The sequence below is a fragment of the Accumulibacter sp. genome (genome assembly GCF_029255145.1).
GTDB lineage: Bacteria > Pseudomonadota > Gammaproteobacteria > Burkholderiales > Rhodocyclaceae > Accumulibacter.
In genome coordinates, this window is sequence record NZ_JAPUVQ010000145.1 from 37,555 (window position 1) to 57,931 (window position 20,377).

At 62.6% G+C, this 20,377-nt stretch carries 23 protein-coding genes and 1 tRNA gene; 21 read left to right on the plus strand and 3 right to left on the minus strand.

Annotation, left to right across the window (positions count from 1 at the left end; genetic code table 11):
* Positions 1–39: 39 nt before the first annotated feature.
* Entirely contained in the window at positions 40–1,254 is a 1,215-nt protein-coding gene (locus Q1L50_RS18135) for an MFS transporter (RefSeq protein ID WP_300341509.1), read from the minus strand.
* A gap of 94 nt (positions 1,255–1,348) precedes the next feature.
* On the opposite strand from Q1L50_RS18135, the gene uvrA reads away from it, so the two are divergent.
* From uvrA to Q1L50_RS18155, 4 genes are all read left to right on the plus strand, one after another.
* Positions 1,349–4,234, plus strand: coding sequence for an excinuclease ABC subunit UvrA (gene uvrA / locus Q1L50_RS18140; protein WP_300341639.1), 2,886 nt, complete (start codon positions 1,349–1,351; stop codon positions 4,232–4,234).
* A gap of 195 nt (positions 4,235–4,429) precedes the next feature.
* Entirely contained in the window at positions 4,430–4,711 is a 282-nt protein-coding gene (locus tag Q1L50_RS18145; RefSeq protein WP_300341641.1) for an HU family DNA-binding protein, read from the plus strand.
* A 99-nt stretch (positions 4,712–4,810) separates the two neighbouring features.
* On the plus strand, positions 4,811–5,416 hold the full coding sequence (locus Q1L50_RS18150) for a hypothetical protein (RefSeq protein ID WP_300341511.1): 606 nt from the start codon (positions 4,811–4,813) through the stop codon (positions 5,414–5,416).
* A 93-nt stretch (positions 5,417–5,509) separates the two neighbouring features.
* A tRNA-Ala gene (locus Q1L50_RS18155) sits at positions 5,510–5,585 on the plus strand.
* A gap of 263 nt (positions 5,586–5,848) precedes the next feature.
* Here the strand turns inward: Q1L50_RS18155 and Q1L50_RS18160 are convergent.
* Positions 5,849–6,805: a hypothetical protein gene (locus Q1L50_RS18160; RefSeq protein ID WP_300341512.1), complete on the minus strand. Its 957-nt coding sequence runs from the start codon at positions 6,803–6,805 to the stop codon at positions 5,849–5,851.
* A gap of 3 nt (positions 6,806–6,808) precedes the next feature.
* Positions 6,809–8,044, minus strand: coding sequence for a hypothetical protein (locus Q1L50_RS18165; RefSeq protein ID WP_300341514.1), 1,236 nt, complete (start codon positions 8,042–8,044; stop codon positions 6,809–6,811).
* Between the two features lie 239 nt (positions 8,045–8,283).
* Between Q1L50_RS18165 and Q1L50_RS18170 the strand changes: the two genes are divergently transcribed.
* The 17 genes from Q1L50_RS18170 to Q1L50_RS18250 all read left to right on the plus strand — a co-directional run bounded on the left by Q1L50_RS18170 (position 8,284) and on the right by Q1L50_RS18250 (position 20,258).
* Positions 8,284–8,625 (plus strand): helix-turn-helix transcriptional regulator, encoded by a 342-nt coding sequence (locus Q1L50_RS18170; protein WP_053842333.1) that lies wholly within the window; start codon positions 8,284–8,286, stop codon positions 8,623–8,625.
* Between the two features lie 3 nt (positions 8,626–8,628).
* The gene (locus tag Q1L50_RS18175; RefSeq protein ID WP_300341516.1) at positions 8,629–9,558 is read left to right on the plus strand and encodes an ImmA/IrrE family metallo-endopeptidase; all 930 of its coding nucleotides are present in this window, start codon (positions 8,629–8,631) and stop codon (positions 9,556–9,558) included.
* 121 nt (positions 9,559–9,679) lie between these two features.
* On the plus strand, positions 9,680–10,429 hold the full coding sequence (locus Q1L50_RS18180) for an OST-HTH/LOTUS domain-containing protein (RefSeq protein ID WP_300341643.1): 750 nt from the start codon (positions 9,680–9,682) through the stop codon (positions 10,427–10,429).
* A gap of 89 nt (positions 10,430–10,518) precedes the next feature.
* A complete protein-coding gene (locus Q1L50_RS18185) occupies positions 10,519–10,743 on the plus strand; it encodes a hypothetical protein (RefSeq protein WP_300341518.1) in 225 nt (74 codons plus the stop codon).
* Entirely contained in the window at positions 10,740–11,207 is a 468-nt protein-coding gene (locus tag Q1L50_RS18190) for a DUF2924 domain-containing protein (protein ID WP_300341520.1), read from the plus strand. Before Q1L50_RS18185 ends, Q1L50_RS18190 begins: the two co-directional genes overlap by 4 nt.
* Complete coding sequence (locus tag Q1L50_RS18195) at positions 11,204–12,619, plus strand: recombinase family protein (protein ID WP_300341522.1); 1,416 nt, start codon at positions 11,204–11,206, stop codon at positions 12,617–12,619. Before Q1L50_RS18190 ends, Q1L50_RS18195 begins: the two co-directional genes overlap by 4 nt.
* The gene (locus tag Q1L50_RS18200; protein WP_324577396.1) at positions 12,616–13,101 is read left to right on the plus strand and encodes a hypothetical protein; all 486 of its coding nucleotides are present in this window, start codon (positions 12,616–12,618) and stop codon (positions 13,099–13,101) included. The genes Q1L50_RS18195 and Q1L50_RS18200 overlap by 4 nt, the downstream gene beginning before the upstream one ends.
* Before the next feature lie 176 nt (positions 13,102–13,277).
* Positions 13,278–13,541 carry a helix-turn-helix domain-containing protein gene (locus Q1L50_RS18205; RefSeq protein WP_300341524.1) on the plus strand — a complete coding sequence of 88 codons (264 nt, stop codon included), beginning with the start codon at positions 13,278–13,280 and terminating at the stop codon, positions 13,539–13,541.
* 12 nt (positions 13,542–13,553) lie between these two features.
* Positions 13,554–14,033, plus strand: coding sequence for a hypothetical protein (locus Q1L50_RS18210; protein ID WP_300341526.1), 480 nt, complete (start codon positions 13,554–13,556; stop codon positions 14,031–14,033).
* 3 nt (positions 14,034–14,036) lie between these two features.
* A complete protein-coding gene (locus Q1L50_RS18215) occupies positions 14,037–14,318 on the plus strand; it encodes a hypothetical protein (protein ID WP_300341528.1) in 282 nt (93 codons plus the stop codon).
* A gap of 2 nt (positions 14,319–14,320) precedes the next feature.
* A complete protein-coding gene (locus Q1L50_RS18220) occupies positions 14,321–15,079 on the plus strand; it encodes a Bro-N domain-containing protein (protein ID WP_300341530.1) in 759 nt (252 codons plus the stop codon).
* Positions 15,079–15,897, plus strand: a complete 819-nt coding sequence (locus tag Q1L50_RS18225) for an ATP-binding protein (protein WP_300341531.1) — start codon at positions 15,079–15,081, stop codon at positions 15,895–15,897. The genes Q1L50_RS18220 and Q1L50_RS18225 overlap by 1 nt, the downstream gene beginning before the upstream one ends.
* Before the next feature lie 3 nt (positions 15,898–15,900).
* Positions 15,901–16,530 (plus strand): hypothetical protein, encoded by a 630-nt coding sequence (locus Q1L50_RS18230; RefSeq protein WP_300341532.1) that lies wholly within the window; start codon positions 15,901–15,903, stop codon positions 16,528–16,530.
* Positions 16,531–16,539: 9 nt separating this feature from the next.
* Complete coding sequence (locus tag Q1L50_RS18235; RefSeq protein ID WP_300341533.1) at positions 16,540–17,028, plus strand: DUF6511 domain-containing protein; 489 nt, start codon at positions 16,540–16,542, stop codon at positions 17,026–17,028.
* Positions 17,025–17,762, plus strand: a complete 738-nt coding sequence (locus Q1L50_RS18240) for a PD-(D/E)XK nuclease family protein (RefSeq protein WP_300341534.1) — start codon at positions 17,025–17,027, stop codon at positions 17,760–17,762. The genes Q1L50_RS18235 and Q1L50_RS18240 overlap by 4 nt, the downstream gene beginning before the upstream one ends.
* Positions 17,759–17,998, plus strand: a complete 240-nt coding sequence (locus Q1L50_RS18245) for a DNA-binding protein (RefSeq protein ID WP_300341535.1) — start codon at positions 17,759–17,761, stop codon at positions 17,996–17,998. Before Q1L50_RS18240 ends, Q1L50_RS18245 begins: the two co-directional genes overlap by 4 nt.
* Positions 17,991–20,258 (plus strand): phage/plasmid primase, P4 family, encoded by a 2,268-nt coding sequence (locus tag Q1L50_RS18250; RefSeq protein ID WP_300341536.1) that lies wholly within the window; start codon positions 17,991–17,993, stop codon positions 20,256–20,258. The genes Q1L50_RS18245 and Q1L50_RS18250 overlap by 8 nt, the downstream gene beginning before the upstream one ends.
* Positions 20,259–20,377 lie beyond the last annotated feature (119 nt).

Here is a 20,377-nt window from a genome sequence, read left to right on the forward strand (position 1 = left end):
GCCTCCCTGGAGGTGGTGGACGAGACGAGTAAGGCGCGATTATAGAGCTTGGGCGGGTACCTGCCGCCGGCGCAGCGCCGGCATCGACATGGTCGTCGACAGCGACAGCCAGATCACCGTCAGTAATGCTCCGCAACCCCAGACGGCGCCCGGGCCGAGGTGCTTGGCCAGCGCGCCACCGAGCACGCCGCCGACGAACAGCCCCAGCGCCTGGGTGGTGTTGTACACCCCGAGCGCGGCACCTTTGGCGTGTGGGGGCGCGATTCGCGAAATCAGCGAGGGCTGCGTCGCTTCGAGAATGTTGAAGGCGACGAAGAACAGCGTCAACCAGAAGGCCAGTCCGACAATCCCGGTCGAGAACAGGCCAAAACCGACCTGCACGACCAGCAGCAGCGCGACCGCGGCATTGAAGATCAGCTTCATCCGGCCGAAGCGCTCGGCGGCGACGATCGCCGGAACCATGATCACGAACGACACCAGCAGCGCCGGCAGGTAGACTTTCCAGTGTTCGGCGACCGGCAGGCCGCCGGTGGTGATCAGCTTTGATGGCAACAGTACCCACATCGCGGTGAGCATCAGGTGCAGCGCGAAGACGCCGAAGTTCAGGCGCAGCAGTTGACGATTGGCAAGCACTTCGACAAAGCTCGGCCAGGTCGGCTGACGCGGCACCGCCGGCGCCGCCGGAACCACCCTGAGGACGACGAAGATCGCCAGCAAGGCCAGTCCGCCGGTCAGCGCGAAGATCCCGGGCATGCCGATATGCACGAAGAGCAGCGGCGCGGCGACCATCGACACCGCAAAAACCATGCCGATCGATGAGCCGATCATCGCCATCACCTTGGTCAGGTGCTGCTCGCGGGTGAGATCGGCGGCAAGTGCCGTGACGGCCGCCGAAATGGCACCGGCACCCTGCAGCACCCGCCCGACGATGACCATGTAGATATCGCTCGCCGAAGCGGCAACGAAACTGCCGACCGCGAACAGAACCAGCCCGAAGACGATCACCGGCTTGCGTCCGAAACGATCCGACGCAGCGCCGTAGGCAATCTGCAGGAAGGACTGCGTCAGGCCGTAAGCGCCGAGCGCGATGCCGACCAGCGCGACGTCGTGCCCCGACGGCAGATCCTGCGCGTAGATCGCGAAAACCGGCAGGATCAGGAACAGGCCCAGCATGCGCAGGCCGAACACCGCCGCCAGGCTGATCGCGGCGCGCTTCTCCTGGCTGTTCATTCGGTCGAGGGTTGGAGCGGACATGGGATTATCGAATCGGGGAGCTTGGTGCCGGACTGCGTAATTGCGTATATTAGCAGGTTTGCTCAAGCCCTCAGGCTGGCAACCCATGGACGAGATCAGAGAAATACGGATCCGCGGTGCGCGTACGCACAACCTGAAGAACGTCAATCTCGACTTGCCGCGCAATCGGCTGATCGTGATTACCGGGCTTTCGGGTTCCGGCAAGTCCTCGCTGGCTTTCGATACGCTGTACGCCGAGGGACAGCGCCGTTACGTCGAGTCCTTGTCGGCCTACGCCCGGCAGTTCCTGCAGCGCATCGAGAAGCCCGACGTCGACTCGATCGAGGGGCTGTCGCCGGCGATTTCGATCGAGCAGAAAGCGACCAGCCACAACCCGCGGTCGACGGTCGGCACGGTCACCGAAATCCATGACTACCTGCGCCTGCTGTTCGCCCGCGTCGGCACGCCGTACTGCGTCGAGCACCAGCAGGCGCTCGAATCGCAGACCGTCTCGCAAATGGTCGATCACGTCCTGGCCCTGGGCCAGGACAGCCGGCTGATGATCCTGGCACCGGTGGTCGCCAACCGCAAGGGCGAACAGCTCGAGCTCTTTGCCGAGTTGCGCGCACAGGGTTTCGCCCGCCTGCGGGTGGACGGACAGATCCACGAGATCGACGCCCTGCCGAAGCTCGCCAAGACACGCAAGCACACCGTCGACGTCGTCATCGACCGCTTGAAGGTACGCCCCGACATCCGCCAGCGGCTCGCCGAATCATTCGAGACGGCGCTTCGCCACGCCGACGGCCGAGCCATCGCCTACGAAATGGATAGCGAACGCGAGCATTTCTTCTCGGCCAGGTTTGCCTGCCCGGTGTGCTCGTACTCGCTGCCCGAACTCGAACCGCGGATTTTTTCGTTCAACAGTCCGCTCGGCGCCTGCCAGAAGTGCGACGGACTCGGCGTCATCCAGTTCTTCGATCCGAAGCGGATCGTCGGCCACCCCGAGCTGTCGCTGGCAGCCGGCGCGATCCGCGCCTGGGACCGGCGCAACCCCTTCTATTTCCAGATGCTCAGCTCGCTGGCCGCACACTACGGCTTCGACGTCGAAACGCCGTTCTGCGAACTGCCCGAGAACATCCGGCAAATCGTCCTCTACGGTTCCGGTCACGAGCAGTTGCCGTTCGACTATCTCAACGAGCGTGGCCGGCACACCGTCCGGCAGCACGCTTTCGAGGGCATCGTCGTCAATCTCGAACGCCGCTACAAGGAAACCGACTCGCAGGCTGTTCGCGAGGAACTGGCGCGGCTGATCAGCAACCAGACCTGTCCGTCGTGCCACGGCAGCCGCCTGCGCGAAGAGGCCCGCAACGTACGCGTCGGCACGCGCGCCGGCGCGCGCACCCTGCACGAACTCAGCCGCCTGCCGCTGGCTGACGCGCGCGACTATTTCGTCGCGCTGAAACTGCCCGGCAACAAGGCGCAGGTCGCCGAAAAGGTGCTCAAGGAGATCGTCAGCCGCCTGCAGTTCCTGATCAACGTCGGCCTCGACTACCTGTCGCTGGACCGTTCGGCCGAAACGCTGTCCGGTGGCGAAGCGCAGCGTATCCGCCTGGCGTCGCAGATCGGCTCGGGGCTGACCGGCGTGATGTACGTCCTCGATGAACCGTCGATCGGCCTGCATCAGCGCGACAACGAACGCCTGCTGAAGACGCTGAAGCAGTTGCGCGACATCGGCAATACGGTGATCGTCGTCGAACACGACGAGGAGGCGATCCGCAGCGCCGACTACGTGGTCGACATCGGCCCTGGCGCCGGTGTCCATGGGGGGTTCATCGTTGCCGAGGGTACCCCCGATGCGATTATCGACAACCCGGCGTCGCTGACCGGCGACTACCTCGCCGGCCGCAAGCGGATCGGCCTGCAGGGCCGACGACGCCGGGCCGATCCCGGCCGGCTGCTGGAGATCGTCGGCGCGCGCGGCAATAACCTGCGGAACGTCACGGCAGCCATTCCGGTTGGCCTGTTCACCTGCGTCACCGGCGTTTCCGGGTCGGGCAAGTCGACGCTGATCAACGACACCCTGTATGCGGCGGCGGCCCGGCACCTGTACGGGTCCAGCGCCGAACCTGCCGCGCACGATCGCATCGTCGGCTTCGATCACTTCGACAAGGTGATCAACGTCGACCAGAGCCCGATCGGCCGCACGCCGCGCTCCAATCCAGCCACCTACACCGGCTTGCTGACGCCGATCCGCGAGCTGTTTTCGGGAATCCCGGAAGCGCGCGCGCGCGGCTACGGCCCCGGCCGTTTCTCGTTCAACGTCAAGGGCGGCCGCTGCGAGGCCTGCCAGGGCGACGGCGTGATCAAGGTCGAAATGCACTTCCTGCCCGACATCTACGTCGCCTGCGACGTTTGCCACGGCAAGCGCTACAACCGCGAGACGCTCGAAATCCTGTACAAGGGCAGCAACATTCACCAGATCCTGCAGATGACCGTCGAGGTGGCATGTGCCTTCTTCGACGCCGTACCGGTGATCGCCCGCAAGCTGCAGACGCTGGTCGATGTCGGCCTGAGCTACATCACGCTTGGCCAGTCGGCAACGACGCTCTCCGGTGGCGAAGCGCAGCGCGTCAAGCTGGCGCTCGAACTGTCGAAGCGCGACACCGGCAGAACTCTCTACATCCTTGACGAGCCGACCACCGGGCTGCATTTCCAGGATATCGAAATGCTGCTTGCGGTGCTGCACCGCCTGGTCGAGCACGGCAATACCGTGGTGGTCATCGAGCACAATCTCGACGTCATCAAGACTGCTGACTGGCTGCTGGACCTTGGCCCGGAGGGCGGCGCTGGCGGCGGCCGGATTCTCGCCGCCGGCACCCCCGAACAGATCGCGCTGGTCGAGGATAGCCACAGCGGCCGCTTTCTGCGTGCGCTCCTGGCGCGCCCGGGTCAGAGCGCTGCCACGACGGCTTTCGCTGGCAGCGTGCAAGGCGGCGGATGACCGGCGGCGCTGCGCCGCTGGCGGCGTCCGGACGCCCGCGCGGCCAGCCATTCGCTGGTCAAGGCCGCCAAAAACTTGTTTGGGACGAGTCGAAACCATGCCAGAATTGCAGCCTTTGAGGCCCGTACCCAAGCGCGCCGCAACTATTACAGCACTTCGCATCAACGAAGGTTCTTAACCACCAAAGGAGATAATATGAACAAGTCTGAAATGATCGACGCCATCGCCGAGCGCTCCGAACTCTCAAAAGCAGGCTCCGCGAAGGCACTGGACGCCATCATCGAAACGATCGTCGAAACGGTTGCCAAGGGAGAATCGGTGACACTGGTTGGTTTCGGCTCCTTCAAGGCCAGTTCGCGTGCCGCGCGCGAAGGAAAAAACCCGAAAACTGGCGACAAGATTCAGATCCCGGAGACCGTCGTTCCGAAATTCGCTGCCGGCGCAACGTTCAAGGCGCGAGTCTCTGGCAAAGAGTGAGCTGCTCGCCAGCGCGGCAAGAACCTGGCCGACTCACACACGCCCTTCTCGAATAACTGTCCTGCTCTTTTGACACCTCAACCCACCGGAGTCAAGTCCATGCGTATCCGTACCGCCATCGCCACCGCCGCACTGGTTGCACTTTTCCCGTTTGCCGTCTCCGCACAACAGACGCCCGCCACCGAAGCGCTGACTGCGGTCGGACCGGGCAAGTTTGTCGGAGTAGTCGAGTCGCAGGTGTCGCTGGTCGTCGAGGCCATCGACCCGGCGTCGCGCGGCATCGTCCTCAAGGACGCCAATGGTGAAAAAATGGCCATCATCGCCAGCGACGCGGTCAAGAATTTCGACCAGATCAAGGTCGGCGACAAGGTCGTTGCCAGCTACACCCAAGGGCTGGAGATGACCCTAAAGAAGGGTGGCGGCGCGCTGCGCGAACGAGTTGAAAGCAGTTCGGCTGGCTCGGCCAAGCCGGGAGACAAGCCAGGTGCCTACGTGGTGAACGAGGTTGCCTTCATCGCCGACGTGACGGCGGTCGACCGCAAGAAACAGACAATTACCCTGCGCGGCGCTGAGAGGACCGTCAAACTTAAGATCAAGGATCCCGAGCAGCTCAAGCTGATCAGCAAGGGGGACCAGGTCGAAGGGATGTATGCCCAGGCGGTTGCGGTCTCGGTCGTCCCGGCTGGCGCCAAGGCCAAGAAATAGGATGAACTCGGCGCGGCAGCGTGACCGACCCCGCAGCCCTCTGCTCGCAGGATTGACGCGCCAAGTCGCTCCACGTAGAATCCGTGCGGTTTCGGGGGCATAGCTCAGCTGGGAGAGCGTCTGGTTCGCAATCAGAAGGTCGGCGGTTCGATCCCGCCTGTCTCCACCAAAATTCAGCGCCCAACTGTTCTCAGTTGGGCGTTTTCATTTGTGTTTCCCGCATGACACGCGGGGTTCCCGCACATTCTGCGTGTGCCAGGGGGTGGTCAGACACAGTGCCTATGGCGGCCAGTTCGACCCTTTTCTGCCCTCTGTTCTCTCGGAATCTCTGCCAACTTTTTCGCCGTAGCACACGCACATCGCCTTGCGCGACAACGAGTTGCGCGTGTGTCGATTTTTCGAGTTCGACAACCTGCTTGGATAAGCAAACCATCAGGCAGACGCCAAGTTCGGGGACGCGCACGGCATCCAGTACAAACCCTCGCGTTTATGGCACTCCACGAGCACTTCGTAGGCATGGTGCTGGGCCTCGTATTGCGGCTTCCCTTTGTCGCGGGGCCTCACCTTGAAAAGGTCGCTCGGCTTGTCGCTGCTCAGGCCGGCTCGGCTCATGATCGCTTCAGCCTTAACCTGTTGCCCCTTGAAGCCCCAGAGCGCACCGAAGACCGCCGCCTGGCCTTCTGAACAATGGATAGGTTCTGGGCGATCGGACAGCGTTACCCACCTGAAGTCCGCCGAGAACGGCCCGTAGACCGGTGTCCTGGGGTCGTCTGCAGCGACTGCTTCCGGACTCACGCCCGACGGGATATAGGCGATGCCACCGCCGTAAAACGTGAAGCGCTCCTCCAGAGGTAGCCACTCGACTCCAGAGGCAAACGGAGCACCGCGCATCTGGGCGGCCCTGGGTGCGATAACTCGGATACCAGCGCCGGCCACACGGACCCGATCGAAGAGGGACGGGTCAGCCCATAAACGGGACAGACACCTACTCAGCAAGACAGGCTCACGCCGTGCCTCACCGAGTCTCCAGACGCCGTCACCGAGATCGGTGACACCATCCCGGCTCTCGATCTCCAGCGCTATACGCATCTTCAACTTCAACCAGGTTTCGTCCAGCCTCACTGCAGCCCGATCGTCAGCTGCGAGCGGAATGGGGCCGCAGTCAGGACACTGGCAGATCTGCCCACCCTGACCATCGCCAAAAATCTGTCCGCTGTGCAACTGGCAGTATGGGCACAGCGTGAACGTGCGGTTGATGACAGTCGGTTTGATCGCCGGCCCCAGGGTGGCGCAAGCCACAATCTCGGCCGGGGACAGGGCGCCCCGAAACACCGGCGTGCCGCCCGCGAACAGGCGGCAGACCAACGACCACGCTTCGTGAGTCGACATCGGTCAGTACTCGAAGGCCGGTTGCTGTTCCGTTGCGTCGGCGCTGGGTGGTGTCTCCTGCGCGTTGAGCGTCTGCCCTTTCTGGAGGATGCCCAGTTCGACAAGATAACCCTCCAGCTGTGCCTGCAGGGCAGCGTCGAACTTGTGCAGGTTCAGCCGCCCCTTCCGTGTGACCTCGATCGTGACAACCTTTGCCCTGGCCTTGCCCGGCTCGGGAGGGTAGTACAGGTTGATGTGTGCGGCTGTGACGAGCCAGTTCTCAGCCAGTGGGCCGGGCAGCTTTTCCGCCAGCAGGTCAGTGACGCAGCGGTGTTCACTCGACGACATTGCCGTGCAATCGATCTTCAGTTGCGTGTCTGGGCTGAGCAGGCTGATCGACTTCACCTGCAGCACGTTGAACCCATCGACTTCCGCCTGCGGCACATCGAAACCCAGCCGCAGCACGGACAGATCCAGCGTTGGCGGCATCAGGCGGTGGGCGTCGAGCTTCACGTGCAGCAGGTGCTCGGCGAAAGCCTTCAGCAGCATCTGGTGGTACTTGGCCCCGCCTTTGACCAGAGAGCGGGTGACACCCGTGGCGGAGGAATATTCCAGCACCGAGTGGATGTTCGGGTTGCCGACGCGGCGCTTCAAGTCATCACCCTGAAACTCCAGTTGGACCATGGACAAGTCCTTGACGTGGACGCTCAGCAGGTAAACGCCCGGGCTGCGCTCGACCACGTACGCCTTGCTGCGGTCTCCGCATTGCAGCTCGCGCTGATAGAAGGCCGAGACGTCGGCGCGCATTGCCGCCAGCGCGGCATCCGATGTGTCCGGGGTCTTTTTCACGCCAAGGTCATGCTGCTGGGCCTGGGCGACTTGGCGCTCGAAGTGGTCAAGGTCACCGGCCCGATCGAACAGCTCTGGGTGCTTCACGTAGAGCCAGAACGAGCGATGGTTGTCGCTCTTGCAGGTGGCCAGCCCCGTCAGAGCGGCACCATTACCGGTGGCCACCTGGAACATCGCCTGCGTTCCGGCGGTGTCCCCGAGTGCGACGCTGGCGCGCAACTTGGCTGCCACCGCATCGCGCACGGCGACATCTGGCCAGGTGAGCAAGGCCTCGATCAGGGTCTTTGTGGTGTCCGGCTTATCAGTCCATGCGAAATCATCTGGCATGGCCAGCCCGTGGCCAGTCAAGAATTCACGCAGGGTGGCGTCCACCGGCAGCTCATGCAGCAGATCAATCCAGGTCTTTTTCACGTTCGCGGTCCTTTCCGAGGAAGCGTCGGAGGTCTGCGGACCGATGGTCTGGGTGCGCTGGCCGGCGACGGTGGTTACTAAACAATGATCCCGTCAGAGTAAAGTGGCGAGATACAGCGTGATTGTGTCTCCCGGATTTCCTCTTGTCAATCCGCATGCCACACCTGGTGCTATTTGGTATCTCGCTGCTATACTCGCAGGCTGCATTCATTTACTGACAACGAGATAGGAGCATCGCCATGGCTTCGGTATTCGGAGCACGCCTGCGGCGCTTCCGTGAGGCGAAGAATCTGACTCTGCAGCAAGTCGCCGATGCGGTCGGCTGCACCAAGGCCTACGTCTGGGAATTGGAGATGAAGGAGGGCCAGCGCCCTTCGGCAGAGCGGGTGCGTGCCTTGGCTAAGGTGCTGGGTGTAACGATGGAGGACATCATGGGAGAGCCTCTCACGGATGTTCCGCAGGCCAGTCCAGAGGATGTCGCTTTCTTCCGAGAGTACGCAGGCATGACGGACGAAGAAAAAGACCGCTACCGTCAAGCTCTGCAGATCATGTTCCCCGACAAGGGCAAGAGCGGAGACTGAGCTTTGAACGCGGCGCAAGCTCTTACCGGATCGATCGCAGCCAACACAGTCCAGAAGTGGTTGCGGGCATGGCATCAGGGGGACATGCCTGATGCCATCGACCTGGAAATCGTCCGTCAAATGTTGCCCGATACGCCCTACGGCGCTGGTGTGCGTGAGATCAAGACTCCGATGGCGCTTGGCATCGACAGCTGCGAAGGCATGCTGGTGTGCAACCCCAAGGACGCCACCGAGTGGGGGATCTTTTTCAACGGCAAGGCCAGCTACGAACGCCAGCGCTTCACCATCGCTCATGAACTTGGTCACTTCATCCTGCACCGCAACCAGCGACCGAGCTTCAGCTGTGACAAGGAAAGCGTGTACTCCGGCGCCGACAACATGCGAGCGATTGAGCGGGAGGCGGATGACTTCGCGAGCAACCTGCTGATGCCGGGCGATCTGCTGCGCGACTGGATCTCCAGTCAGCGGATCGACCTCCATGTAATCAGTGCCATCGCTCAGCGCTTCGAGGTGTCGTTTGAGGCACTGTGCATTCGTTTCATCAAGTTCACGCCGCTGCGAGCCATCCTGGTTTATTGGGACAACGGCTTCGTAAAGTACGAGTGGCGCAGCAGCAGTGCCGTCAGAACGCGGGCGCGCATACGTCGCAACGGTGATCCTGCGGAGCCGCCGCCCGGCACCCTTGCTGCTGATCCTGACGTTGAGCAGGAGTGGGATGGTGAAGAGATGTCCGCGGCGATCTGGTGTGCGGAGGAAGCGCCACATATGAAACTGCGCGAGTTCAAGCACAGCTATGGGGCGCGTGACCGTGTCCTGACGCTACTCCTGCTTGAAGGCGCAGAGCCACGAACATGGGATCGTTCGTGGCACGACGAAGAAACCACCGACAGCTTTGACCAGTTCGTTTCGAACGGTCAGTTGCCAATACGGTGATTGGCGCGTCATGACAGGCTTGCCGATCCAGCCCATAGATGAAGAACTGCAGACGTTGCAACGCGAGGTGCAGCGGATGCTGGGCCGTTGTCTCTTGCGTCTGCAGCAGTATGAGCAATTGATGAAGGCCATCGTGGCACACCACGAAATCTCCGCGTCAGGATCACCCTTCGAGTCGAACCAGGCGGAGCGCATTGCGGTTGCCGCGAGCAAGACCCTGGGCACATTGGTTGGCACGCTACTCGGAACTTATGTCACCAGTGGCGAACAAGAAGAGGTCACCGAAACAGATGCGCCAGACAACATCATTTCGTTCAAGATGAAGATGAGCTTGCGTATGTCGGCCGACGATTACGACAGGACGCAGAACGATCTGAAGGAGTTGGTACTGCTGCGGAACAACCTCGTGCACCACTTCATCGACCAGCATGACCTTTGGAATCTGGACGGATGCCGTGGTGCGCAAGAGTCCTTGGTGGCGGCCTACAGTCGCATCGATCAACATTTTGAGCAACTGCGAGGCTGGGCGGAGCACATGGATCAGGCCCGTCGCCTGGCTGCGGAGTTTGCCCAGTCCGATGCCTTCCACGATCTGGTGGTCAACGGCATAGCGCCGGATGGCTCGGTGGATTGGCCTGCCGCCGGAATTGTCAGCGCACTACGCGAGGCGGCTGGCGAATTGGCAGTCGAGGGATGGACGCCCGTGGCCACCGCTGGACGATGGATTGCAGATAGGCATCCAGACCAACTACCGGCCAAGTATGGGTGCAGTAGCTGGCGGCAGGTCGTACACGAATCCCGCCTTTTCGAGCTTCGGTACCGTGAAACCAATGGCCAGCGCGCGGCCTGGTACCGGGCCAGAAAGACATAGCGCCAAAACCGCGCACTTCCTCTAAAACACGTTACGCGAAGTGCCCTTGGTTTTTAGCATGAGCAGCGTTTTCCACTTAAACGCCTGCCATGCACAACGACGAACCAATCTTCTGCGCGAACGCCGATCGGCCGCGCCACCCCCATCAAGAAATCGCTGACCTGCTCGCTGTGGCGCTCTTGCGCCTGCGCGACAAGGATTCAGCGTTCAATCATTCGACCGGCTCAGTCACAAAAGACGAGGTTGGCCTTGGCTTTACTGCCCACCAGCGCGTGAATACGAACCCTGATCAGCAACAAGGAGTTCGCACATGAAAACACACGCACCACAAGTCGATACCGCCAGCGTGGCGGCACGGGTCGCCCAACTTCCCCACCTCCCCATGGACAGCCTGTGGGCGCTTTGGGACGAGCATTTCGATGAGCGCCCGAATCACCATCACCGCACCTGGCTTGAAACCCGACTGGCTTACAAGATCCAGGAGCGTGCCTTTGGCGGCCTCAAGGGATCCGTGCGCCGCAAGCTGGAGGAGATCGGTGAGACGGGCATCCTGCCGCCCCGGTTGCGCCGCGAAGCAGATCGCCTGCTGCCGGGCACGATCCTCACGCGCGTCTATGACGATGTCGAGCATCAGGTGTTGGTGCGCGGCATGCGCGACTTCGAGTATCGCGGGCAGCGGTTCACGAGCCTCACGGCGGTGGCCAAGGTGATCACAGGCTGTCCGTGGTCGGGCCCTCTGTTCTTCGGCCTCAAGACCAAGAAGAAGGAGGCAGCATGAAGTCTCATCGCAACATGCCGGCGGCACCGGTGCTCGCATCCCGCAAGCGCTGCGCCATCTACACCCGAAAATCAACTGACGAGGGGCTGGACCAGGAGTACAACAGCCTCGAGGCTCAGCGGGATGCTGGACTCGCCTTCGTGTTGAGTCAACGAAGTGAGGGATGGACTGCAGTGCAGGACGGCTATGACGACGGCGGCTACTCCGGCGGCAATCTGGATCGTCCTGCGCTCAAGCGCTTGATGGCGGACATCGAGGACGGTCGCATCGACATCGTGGTCGTTTACAAGATCGACCGCCTGACGCGCAGCCTTCCGGACTTCGCCAAGCTAGTGGAGGTGTTCGACCGTAACGGGGTCAGTTTTGTTTCTGTCACGCAGCAATTCAACACGACGACCTCGATGGGTCGGCTGACGCTCAACATCCTGCTGTCCTTCGCACAGTTCGAGCGCGAGGTCACGGGCGAGCGCATCCGCGACAAGATCGCGGCCAGCAAAGCCAAGGGGATGTGGATGGGCGGCACACCACCTCTCGGGTACGACGTCGTCGAGCGCAAGTTGGTGATCAACGAGCCGGAGGCAGACCTGGTGCGTTACATCTTCCGGCGCTATGCCGAGCATGGGTCGGCGGCCGAGATTGTGCGCGAGTTGGCGATCGAGGGACGGACTACCAAGGCCTGGCAGACGCAGGGTGGGCAGTTCCGCGAGGGCAGGCCGATCGACCAGCAGTACCTTTTCAAAATGCTGCGCAACCGGATCTACCTCGGCGAGATCCAGCACAAGGGCACCAGTTTTCCTGGCCAGCACGAAGCCATCATCGACCAGGATCTCTGGAATCTCGCCCATGCCTTTGTCGAACGCCGCAAGCAAGGTCCGCGCGAAGGCGTCACGCAGCATCCGGCGCTGCTCGCTGGATTGCTCCACGCGCCTGATGGTCAACTGATGATCCACACCTACACGCGCAAGAAAAACGGTCGGCTCTATCGCTACTACGTTCCATACCTGCACAAGCGACGTAATGCGGGGGCGACGCTTGCACCCGGGGCCACTGACATCGGTCCTCTGCCCGCTGCCGAGATCGAAACGGCAGTCCTGGAACAAATCCACCAGGCGTTGCGTGCGCCGGAGTTGATGCTGGCGACTTGGCGTTCGTGCCAGAGGCACCCCAGGGGCGCCCAACTTGAGGAAGCGCAGGTGGTTGTGGCCATGCAGCGCATCGGTGCGGTGTGGGATCAGTTGTTCCCCAAAGAGCAGCAGCGGATCACACAGCTGATGATCGAACGGGTCCAGCTCCACGAGCGCGGTCTGGACATCCTCTGGCGCGAAGACGGATGGTTGGGGCTGGGTGAAGACATCGCAAGCCACCCGCTCGTTGAAGAAACCAGGGGCGCCGAAGCGGAGGTCCATGCGTGAAATCGAACACCACTCCAGGGATGTATCCGGACAACCCCAAACAGCGCAACGTCCGCATCGAGATTGGTGAGGAGGCACGAAGCTACGTCACCGGCCAGCAGCGCGTGACGATGGTGCCCCTGACCATTCGGCGCAAGCAGAACCGCAAAGTCATGACCCCGCCACCCGGGGAGCGGTCTGTGCTCGGTGCGGGCGGCGAAGATATCCCCATGATCCGGACGCTGGGCAAGGCCTTCTACTGGCAGAAGCTACTTGATCAGGGTAAGTACGCCACCATCCGGGATCTGGCTTTGTCGATGAAGCTGGAACAGGGCTGGGTTGCCGAAGTGCTGCGGATGACCACGCTGGCGCCGGACATCATTGAAGCGATCCTCGACGGTCAGCAACCCCGCCATCTCAATTTACAGACGCTGCGTGGTCGGCATGACCAGATGCCTCGGGATTGGCAGGAGCAGCGCCAGGCGCTCGGGTTCACGATCTGACCTGCTGACCGGATCGGCACCACCAGGACGGCGAGCCATGTGCTCGCCGTTCTTGCGTTGAGGGGGCCATTGGCGAACCAGGAGTTTCCGCGTGGTTCGCCAATGCGTCCCTCCTATGTTCGCCACCCGAATTCTCCAATGACACCTGTTCCTCAACAACGTCAAAGGAGTCTTCCATGCCGACACCGGCAACCCCAAATCCCCCGTCGCCCCGCGAGGCGATCAACAGCATGTCACCCGGCGATCGTCGGGTGCTCAACGAGAACGAACTGGCCCAGCGTTGGGGCATCAGCCCCAAAACTTTGCAGCGCTGGCGCAGTGAAGGTCGTGGCCCGAAGTACTTGAAATTGTCCAAGCGGGTCAGCTACCCGCTGGAGACCGTCATCGAGTTCGAGGCCAACGCGCTGCACGACTCGACATCCGAACGCTCGGTTCGCTGATCGGAGAAGGCGATGAACGAAATCACCATCTTCCCCGAGCAATTGTCCGCGATGTCGGACGCCCAGTTGGCATCCCTGCCGCCGGCCCAACTCTGCGAGGTCCATCACAACCTTGCGCAACTGGTCGACTGGGTCAAGAAGGCGCAAGCCAAGGTCCACGCTGCCATGCAGCGCCGGTACGCCGAGCAGGAGCGCGCAGTTCGTGCCGAAGCCGGTAAGGACTTCGGCACCGTTCGCTTCAACGACGGACTGGTTCGCATCACCGTCGACACACCGAAACGCGTCAGCTGGGACCAGAAGCAGCTCGCCGCGATTGCCGAGCGGATCGCCGCTTCCGGCGAACGGGTCCAGGAGTACGTGGACATCGAGTTCAGCGTTCCCGAGTCCCGCTTCAACAACTGGCCGGCTGCGCTGCGTGAGCAGTTCGAGCCCGCCCGCACCGTCAAACCCGGCAAGTCGTCCTACGACCTGGCCATCGATTCCGAGGACTGATCCATGAACACCAACAACCTCTCCACATTGCGCAAGCACATCACGCCGTTTTACGGCGACCACCTGCCCGAGCAGATTCGCTACCGCGACCGCGCTGGGCGCGAGGTGGTCATCCCGACGCACACGGCCACGCTCGATGAACTGGCGTTCGCCATCCAGATGGCATCCGAGGAGCAGTCCCTCGCTAGCCGTCGCCGCGCCGCGCTCGACGAGCTCTACCTCAATGCCCGCAAGTCCGGTGCCATCGGCGCCGACCGCATCTCCGACATCGGCTGGAAGGAGTAACCATGAGCACGATCATTCCCTTCCAATTCGAGACGCACGCTCTGCGCGTGCAGGTCGATGACGCCAGCCAGCCGTGGTTCAACGCCAACGACGTGTGCGAGGCGCTACAGCTTGGCAATGCCCGTCAGGCACTTGAGTCCCACGTCGATGCCGATGACGTCCAGAAATTGGACACCATCGACAGTCTCGGCCGGACCCAGCGAGCCAACCACGTTAACGAGTCGGGCCTGTACGCGCTGATTCTCGGCAGCACCAAGGATGCCGCAAAGCGGTTCAAGCGCTGGGTCACCAGTGAGGTACTGCCGTCGATCCGCAAGACCGGTGCCTATGCGACGCCTGCCGTGGCTGCTTTGCCGGCGCCGACGCAGGACCGCGTTTCCTCGCTGCTGCTGATCGGCGACGCTGTGGCGAAGGTTCCCGGTGTGAAGGCTGGTATCGCCATGGCAGCCACCCTCACATGCATCCAGGAGAACACTGGACTGGTGATCGAAACGCTGCGCCGCGCGCTACCGGCAGCCAACGAGCCGACTTGCTCGCACAACGCGACGCAACTGGGCAAGTTGGCCGGGTCGTCGGCCAAGGCCGCCAACCAGCGACTGGCGCTACTGGGCTTCCAGTTCCGCAACGAACGCGACGAGTGGGAACTCACCGACGCTGGCAAGGCATGGGCCGAGGCCATGCCGTTCTCGCGCAACGGACACAGCGGCTACCAGATCCTCTGGAACCCGGCTGTTGTTAATCAGCTTAAGGAGGTTGCGTGATGGCACTTCCGATCATTACTGCTGACCAGCGCTTGCGCGAGAAGAAGGGCGTGAAGCTGGTGCTGCTCGGAAAGAGCGGCATCGGCAAGACCACCCAGCTCAAGACGCTGCCCGAAGCCTCGACCTTGTTCGTCGATCTCGAAGCCGGCGATCTCGCGGTCAAGGAATGGCGTGGCGACTGTGTGCGGCCGACCACCTGGCCGGAGTTCCGCGACCTGGTGGTCTTCCTGGCCGGTCCGAATCCGGCACTGCCGCCGGAAGCGCCGTTCTCCGAAGCGCACTACCAGCATGTGTGCGAGCGCTACGGCGATCCGGCGCAGCTGGCCAAGTACGACACCTACTTTGTCGACAGCATCACGGTGCTGGCCAGGCTGGCGCTGATCTGGGCCAAGACGCAGCCGCAGGCCCTGTCCGAGCGGACGGGCAAGCCCGACACGCGCGGCGCCTACGGGCTGCTCGGCACCGAGATGCTCGGCTCGCTCATGCACCTTCAGCACGCACGCGGCAAGCACGTCGTGTTTGTCTCGATCCTCGACGAGCGCATGGACGACTTCAACCGCAAGGTGTTCGTCCCGCAGATCGAAGGTGCCAAGACCTCAGCCGAACTGCCCGGCATCGTCGACGAGGTTGTGACGTTGGCCGAGATGAAGGCCGAGGACGGCTCGTCGTACCGCGCCTTCGTCACGCAAACCATGAATCCCTATGGCTACCCGGCCAAGGACCGCTCCGGCCAGCTCGACTTGCTGGAGCCACCCGATCTGCGCGCACTCATCGAGAAATGCGCCGCCGCCACCCAACCCAAAAACAGCAAGGAGTAACCCATGTCCGCCTGGAATGATTTCAACGATGCCGAACAGCAACAGACCTTCGATCTGATCCCCAAGGGGACGGTGGCCAAGGTACGCATGACCATCAAGCCCGGTGGTTACGACGACCCCAATCAGGGCTGGACCGGTGGCTACGCGACCCAGAGCTTCGAGACAGGCTCGATTTACCTGTCCTGCGAGTTCGTCGTCCTGGAGGGGGAGTTCGCTCGCCGCAAGATGTGGAGCAACGTTGGCTTGCACAGTGCGAAAGGTCCTGCCTGGGGAAACATGGGGCGCACCTTTGTGCGTGCTGCTCTCAACAGCGCCCGCAACATCCGTCCGCAGGACAACTCTCCCCAGGCCGCAGCAGCCCGGCGCATTTCCGGTTTTCATGAGCTGGATGGGCTGGAGTTCGTAGCCCGCATCGATGTCGAGAAGGATGGTCGGGGCGACTTGCGCAATGTCGTGAAAAACCCTGTTGAGCCGGATCACCCGGACTACGCCCGCGCGACCGGCACGGCCTCGCACCCGGCGCAGGTCGCATACACGCCAGTGGCGCCGGTGGCATCCCCGGCTGCAACGCCGACGGCTGCGTCACAGACACAGCGTCCGTCCGTGCCGGGCAAGCCTGCTTGGGCGCAGTAAGGGGGATGCGTGAAATGCTGGGTCTGCAAACGACAGGCTCGGGGGTACGGCCATACGGACAACCGTCGTGGCATCGGCAAACCCGAGCGCTACCCGATCGACTGGGTTTTCTGTTCGCGCCGTTGTCAGGATGCGTTTCACGCGCTCTATGGCAACTGGGCGCGCGTGAAGGACGGCATGAAGGACATCAAGGAGGTCAAAGTGATCGATCCCTCTGATGTTGAACGCGCAGCGATGCGCAAATGCCTCAAGTCCTTCGGCGAGGCAGCTGGTGAGATTGGTTTCGACAAGCCCCTGGGGCAGTACTCCGAAGCGGAGGCCCTCCAGGTCATTGACGCAATCGTCACCTGCTACACCGATGCGATGGTTGAACACCACGAGGAAACCAAGTTCCCGCCCGTGCGGGGCTTGGCATCCACGCCCGACCCCATGGCCAACCCGTTCGCCGATCTGGAGGACGACTTGCCGTGGGAAGAGCCGAAGGGAGCGAAGCCATGATCGATTTCAACTCCTCTTCGAGCGTCTCCGGCCAGGTCTCCGCGCTGGTGGATGCTGGTCTTCAGCAGACGCGTTCGACACAGACGCCGCGTCAGTATCTCGGCGCCTCGCGTCTGGGAGCGGCGTGCGAGCGTGCGCTGCAGTACGAGCTCGCCCAAGCACCGGTCGATCCGGGCCGCGAAACCGAGGGACGCATCCTGCGCATCTTCGAGCGTGGCCATGTGATGGAGGATTGCATGGTCACGTGGCTGCGGGCCGCAGGCTTTGACCTGCGCACGCGCAAGGCCGACGGTGATCAGTTTGGTTTTTCCGCTGTTGACGGTCGTCTGCGGGGCCACATCGACGGCGTGATCGTCGGTGGTCCTGATGGCTTCGGATACCCGGCACTGTGGGAAAACAAGTGCCTGGGATCGAAGTCCTGGCGCGACTTGGAAAAGAACCGACTGGCCGTGTCCAAGCCGATCTACCACGCGCAAGTCGTGCTTTATCAGGCCTACCTGCAATTGCACGAACACCCGGCGATCTTCACGGCGATCAACGCCGACACGATGGAGATCTACACCGAGTTGGTTCCCTTCGATGCGGCGCTGGCGCAGCGCATGTCCGATCGCGGTCTGCGGGTGATATCTGCAACCGAAGCGGGCGAGTTGTTGGCGCGTGGATTCCACGACCCCACGCACTTCGAGTGCCGCATGTGCGCCTGGCAGGACCGGTGCTGGAGGGCCGCAGCATGACGAACTGCACCGTGAATGATGTTCTGCGTGAGCGATTGGTCGATGCGCGTGAGGCAGCGCATTGCCTGAACCTGCAGATGTACCTGCTCACCCATCCGAAGGAACGCGATCGTCTCCAGGTTCCGCATTACCGGGTAGGCAAGCTCCTGCGATTCAAACTGGGCGAACTGATGGTGTGGATGGAGTCCCAGCAAGCCGCAGCCACAACGAGCAGTCAGGAGGTCGTCGATGCTTGATTTCAACGACGATCCCGCTGAAGCAGCCATGGATATCGGCGCACAGCGCGATGCCGTGCGCTCCGACCTGTTGGCGCGACTGGAGTCCGTGCTCTTCACCTTGTTCCCGGCTGGCAAGAAGCGCCGGGGCAAGTTCCTGATCGGCGATGTGCTGGGCAGCCCGGGCGACAGCCTCGAGGTGGTGCTCGACGGCGAGAAGGCGGGCTTGTGGACCGATCGCGCGACAGGCGATGGCGGTGACATCTTCGATCTCATTGCTGCCTATCTCGGCGTCGATGTGCTGCACGATTTTCCGAAGGTGTTGCAGCATGCCGGTGATCTTGTCGGGCATGTACCTGCTATGCCCGCACGCAAGGTAAAGAAGGAAGCGCCTGTCGATGACCTCGGCCCGGCCACCGCCAAGTGGGACTACCTCGATGCCGCAGGGCAACTGATCGCGGTCGTCTACCGCTACGACCCGCCCGGGCGCAAGAAGGAGTTCCGGCCCTGGGATGCCAAGCGTCGCAAGATGGCACCGCCCGAGCCTCGCCCCCTGTACAACCAGCCCGGGATGGTGGCGGCCAACACGGTCGTCTTGACCGAAGGCGAGAAGTGCGCGCAGGCACTGATCGGTGCAGGCGTGGTGGCGACCACAGCGATGCATGGTGCCAATGCACCCGTGGACAAGACCGACTGGACGCCGCTTCAAGGCAAGGCCGTCTTGGTTTGGCCCGACCGGGACAAGCCAGGCTGGGAGTACGCCATGTCAGCCGCGCAGGCCGTCCTGACGGCTGGCGCAGCGTCCTGCGACGTGCTGCTGCCACCGGACGACAAGCCGGACGGCTGGGACGCTGCCGATGCCATTGGCGAGGGATTCGACATCCAAGGGTTCATCGCCTCTGGCCCGCGCATGTGCATCAAGCCGCTGAACACCGCGCGGACGCAGGAAGCCACGGTGTGGGCGACGGACGATGCCTTGGCTTTGTCGTTCACTTCCCGCTACGCCGACGACTGGCGGTACTGCGCGGCGTGGGGCAAATGGCTGGTGTGGACCGGCAGCCGCTGGCAGCCCGATGAGACTCTGCTGTCGCACCACCTGATTCGCTCGATTTGCCGGGAGGCAGCGCTCAAGGTCGAATCGCATCGACTGGCAGCGAAGCTCTTGGCGAGCGGAACGGTCGGGGGTGTGGATCGGTTGGCGCGCTCCGACCGTCGGCACTCTTCAACCTCAGACGAGTGGGATTCGGACCTCTTCGCCCTGAACGCCCCAGGTGGGGTGGTCGATCTCCGCACAGGGCGTCTGCGTGCTCACGATCGCGCTGACAGGATGACCAAATTGGCGACAGCCACGCCCCGTGGAGACTGCCCGCGCTGGCGCTCGTTCCTGGATGACGTGACTGGTGGCGATAAGGACTTGCAGGTCTACCTGCAGCGCATGGTCGGCTACTGCCTGACTGGTGCGACCAGTGCTCATGCGCTGTTCTTCCTGTACGGCACCGGCGCCAACGGCAAGTCGGTGTTCGTGAACACGCTGGCCACGATCCTTGGCGACTACGCCACCAGTGCCCCCATGGATACCTTCATGGAGGCGCGGGGAGACCGGCATCCCACTGACCTGGCGGGCCTGCGGGGGGCGCGGTTCGTGGCCTCCATCGAGACGGAGCAGGGCCGGCGCTGGAACGAGTCCAAGGTCAAAGCCATCACCGGTGGCGACAAGGTCTCCGCGCGCTTCATGCGCCAGGACTTTTTCGAGTACATCCCGCAGTTCAAGTTGGTGATCGCCGGCAACCACAAGCCCTCGATCCGCAACGTCGACGAAGCCATGAAGCGCCGTCTGCACCTGATCCCGTTCACGGTGACGGTGCCGCCCGAGAAGCGCGATGGCCAACTAACCGAACGGTTGCTGGCCGAGCGCGACGGAATCCTGGCGTGGGCGGTCGATGGTTGCCTGGCCTGGCAGCGCGACGGCTTGCGCCCACCAGCGTGTGTCGTGTCGGCCACCGAGGAGTACTTCGAGGCCGAGGACGCACTGGGTCAGTGGATTGAGGAGCGCTGCCTCCTCTCAAAGAGCCACCGCGAAGGCGTATCCGAGCTGTTCACCGACTGGCGCGAGTGGGCGGAACGGGCCGGCGAGTACGTCGGTTCGGTCAAGCGTTTCGCTGAACTCATGGCCACTCGCAAATTCGACAAGTGCCGTTTGACCGGAGGTGCGCGGGCGCTGGCGGGTATCAGCCTGCGTCCGAAGCCTTACGGGGGCGGCTATCCCTACCGAGACGACTGATGCGGGGTCGAGTGACGGATTTGACAGGTCTACTGATTAACCCCTTACGCGTGCGCGTACGCACACGATAAGGAGATATCCGGCAAACCCGTCAGATCCGTCACTGGCCCCAGAAATGG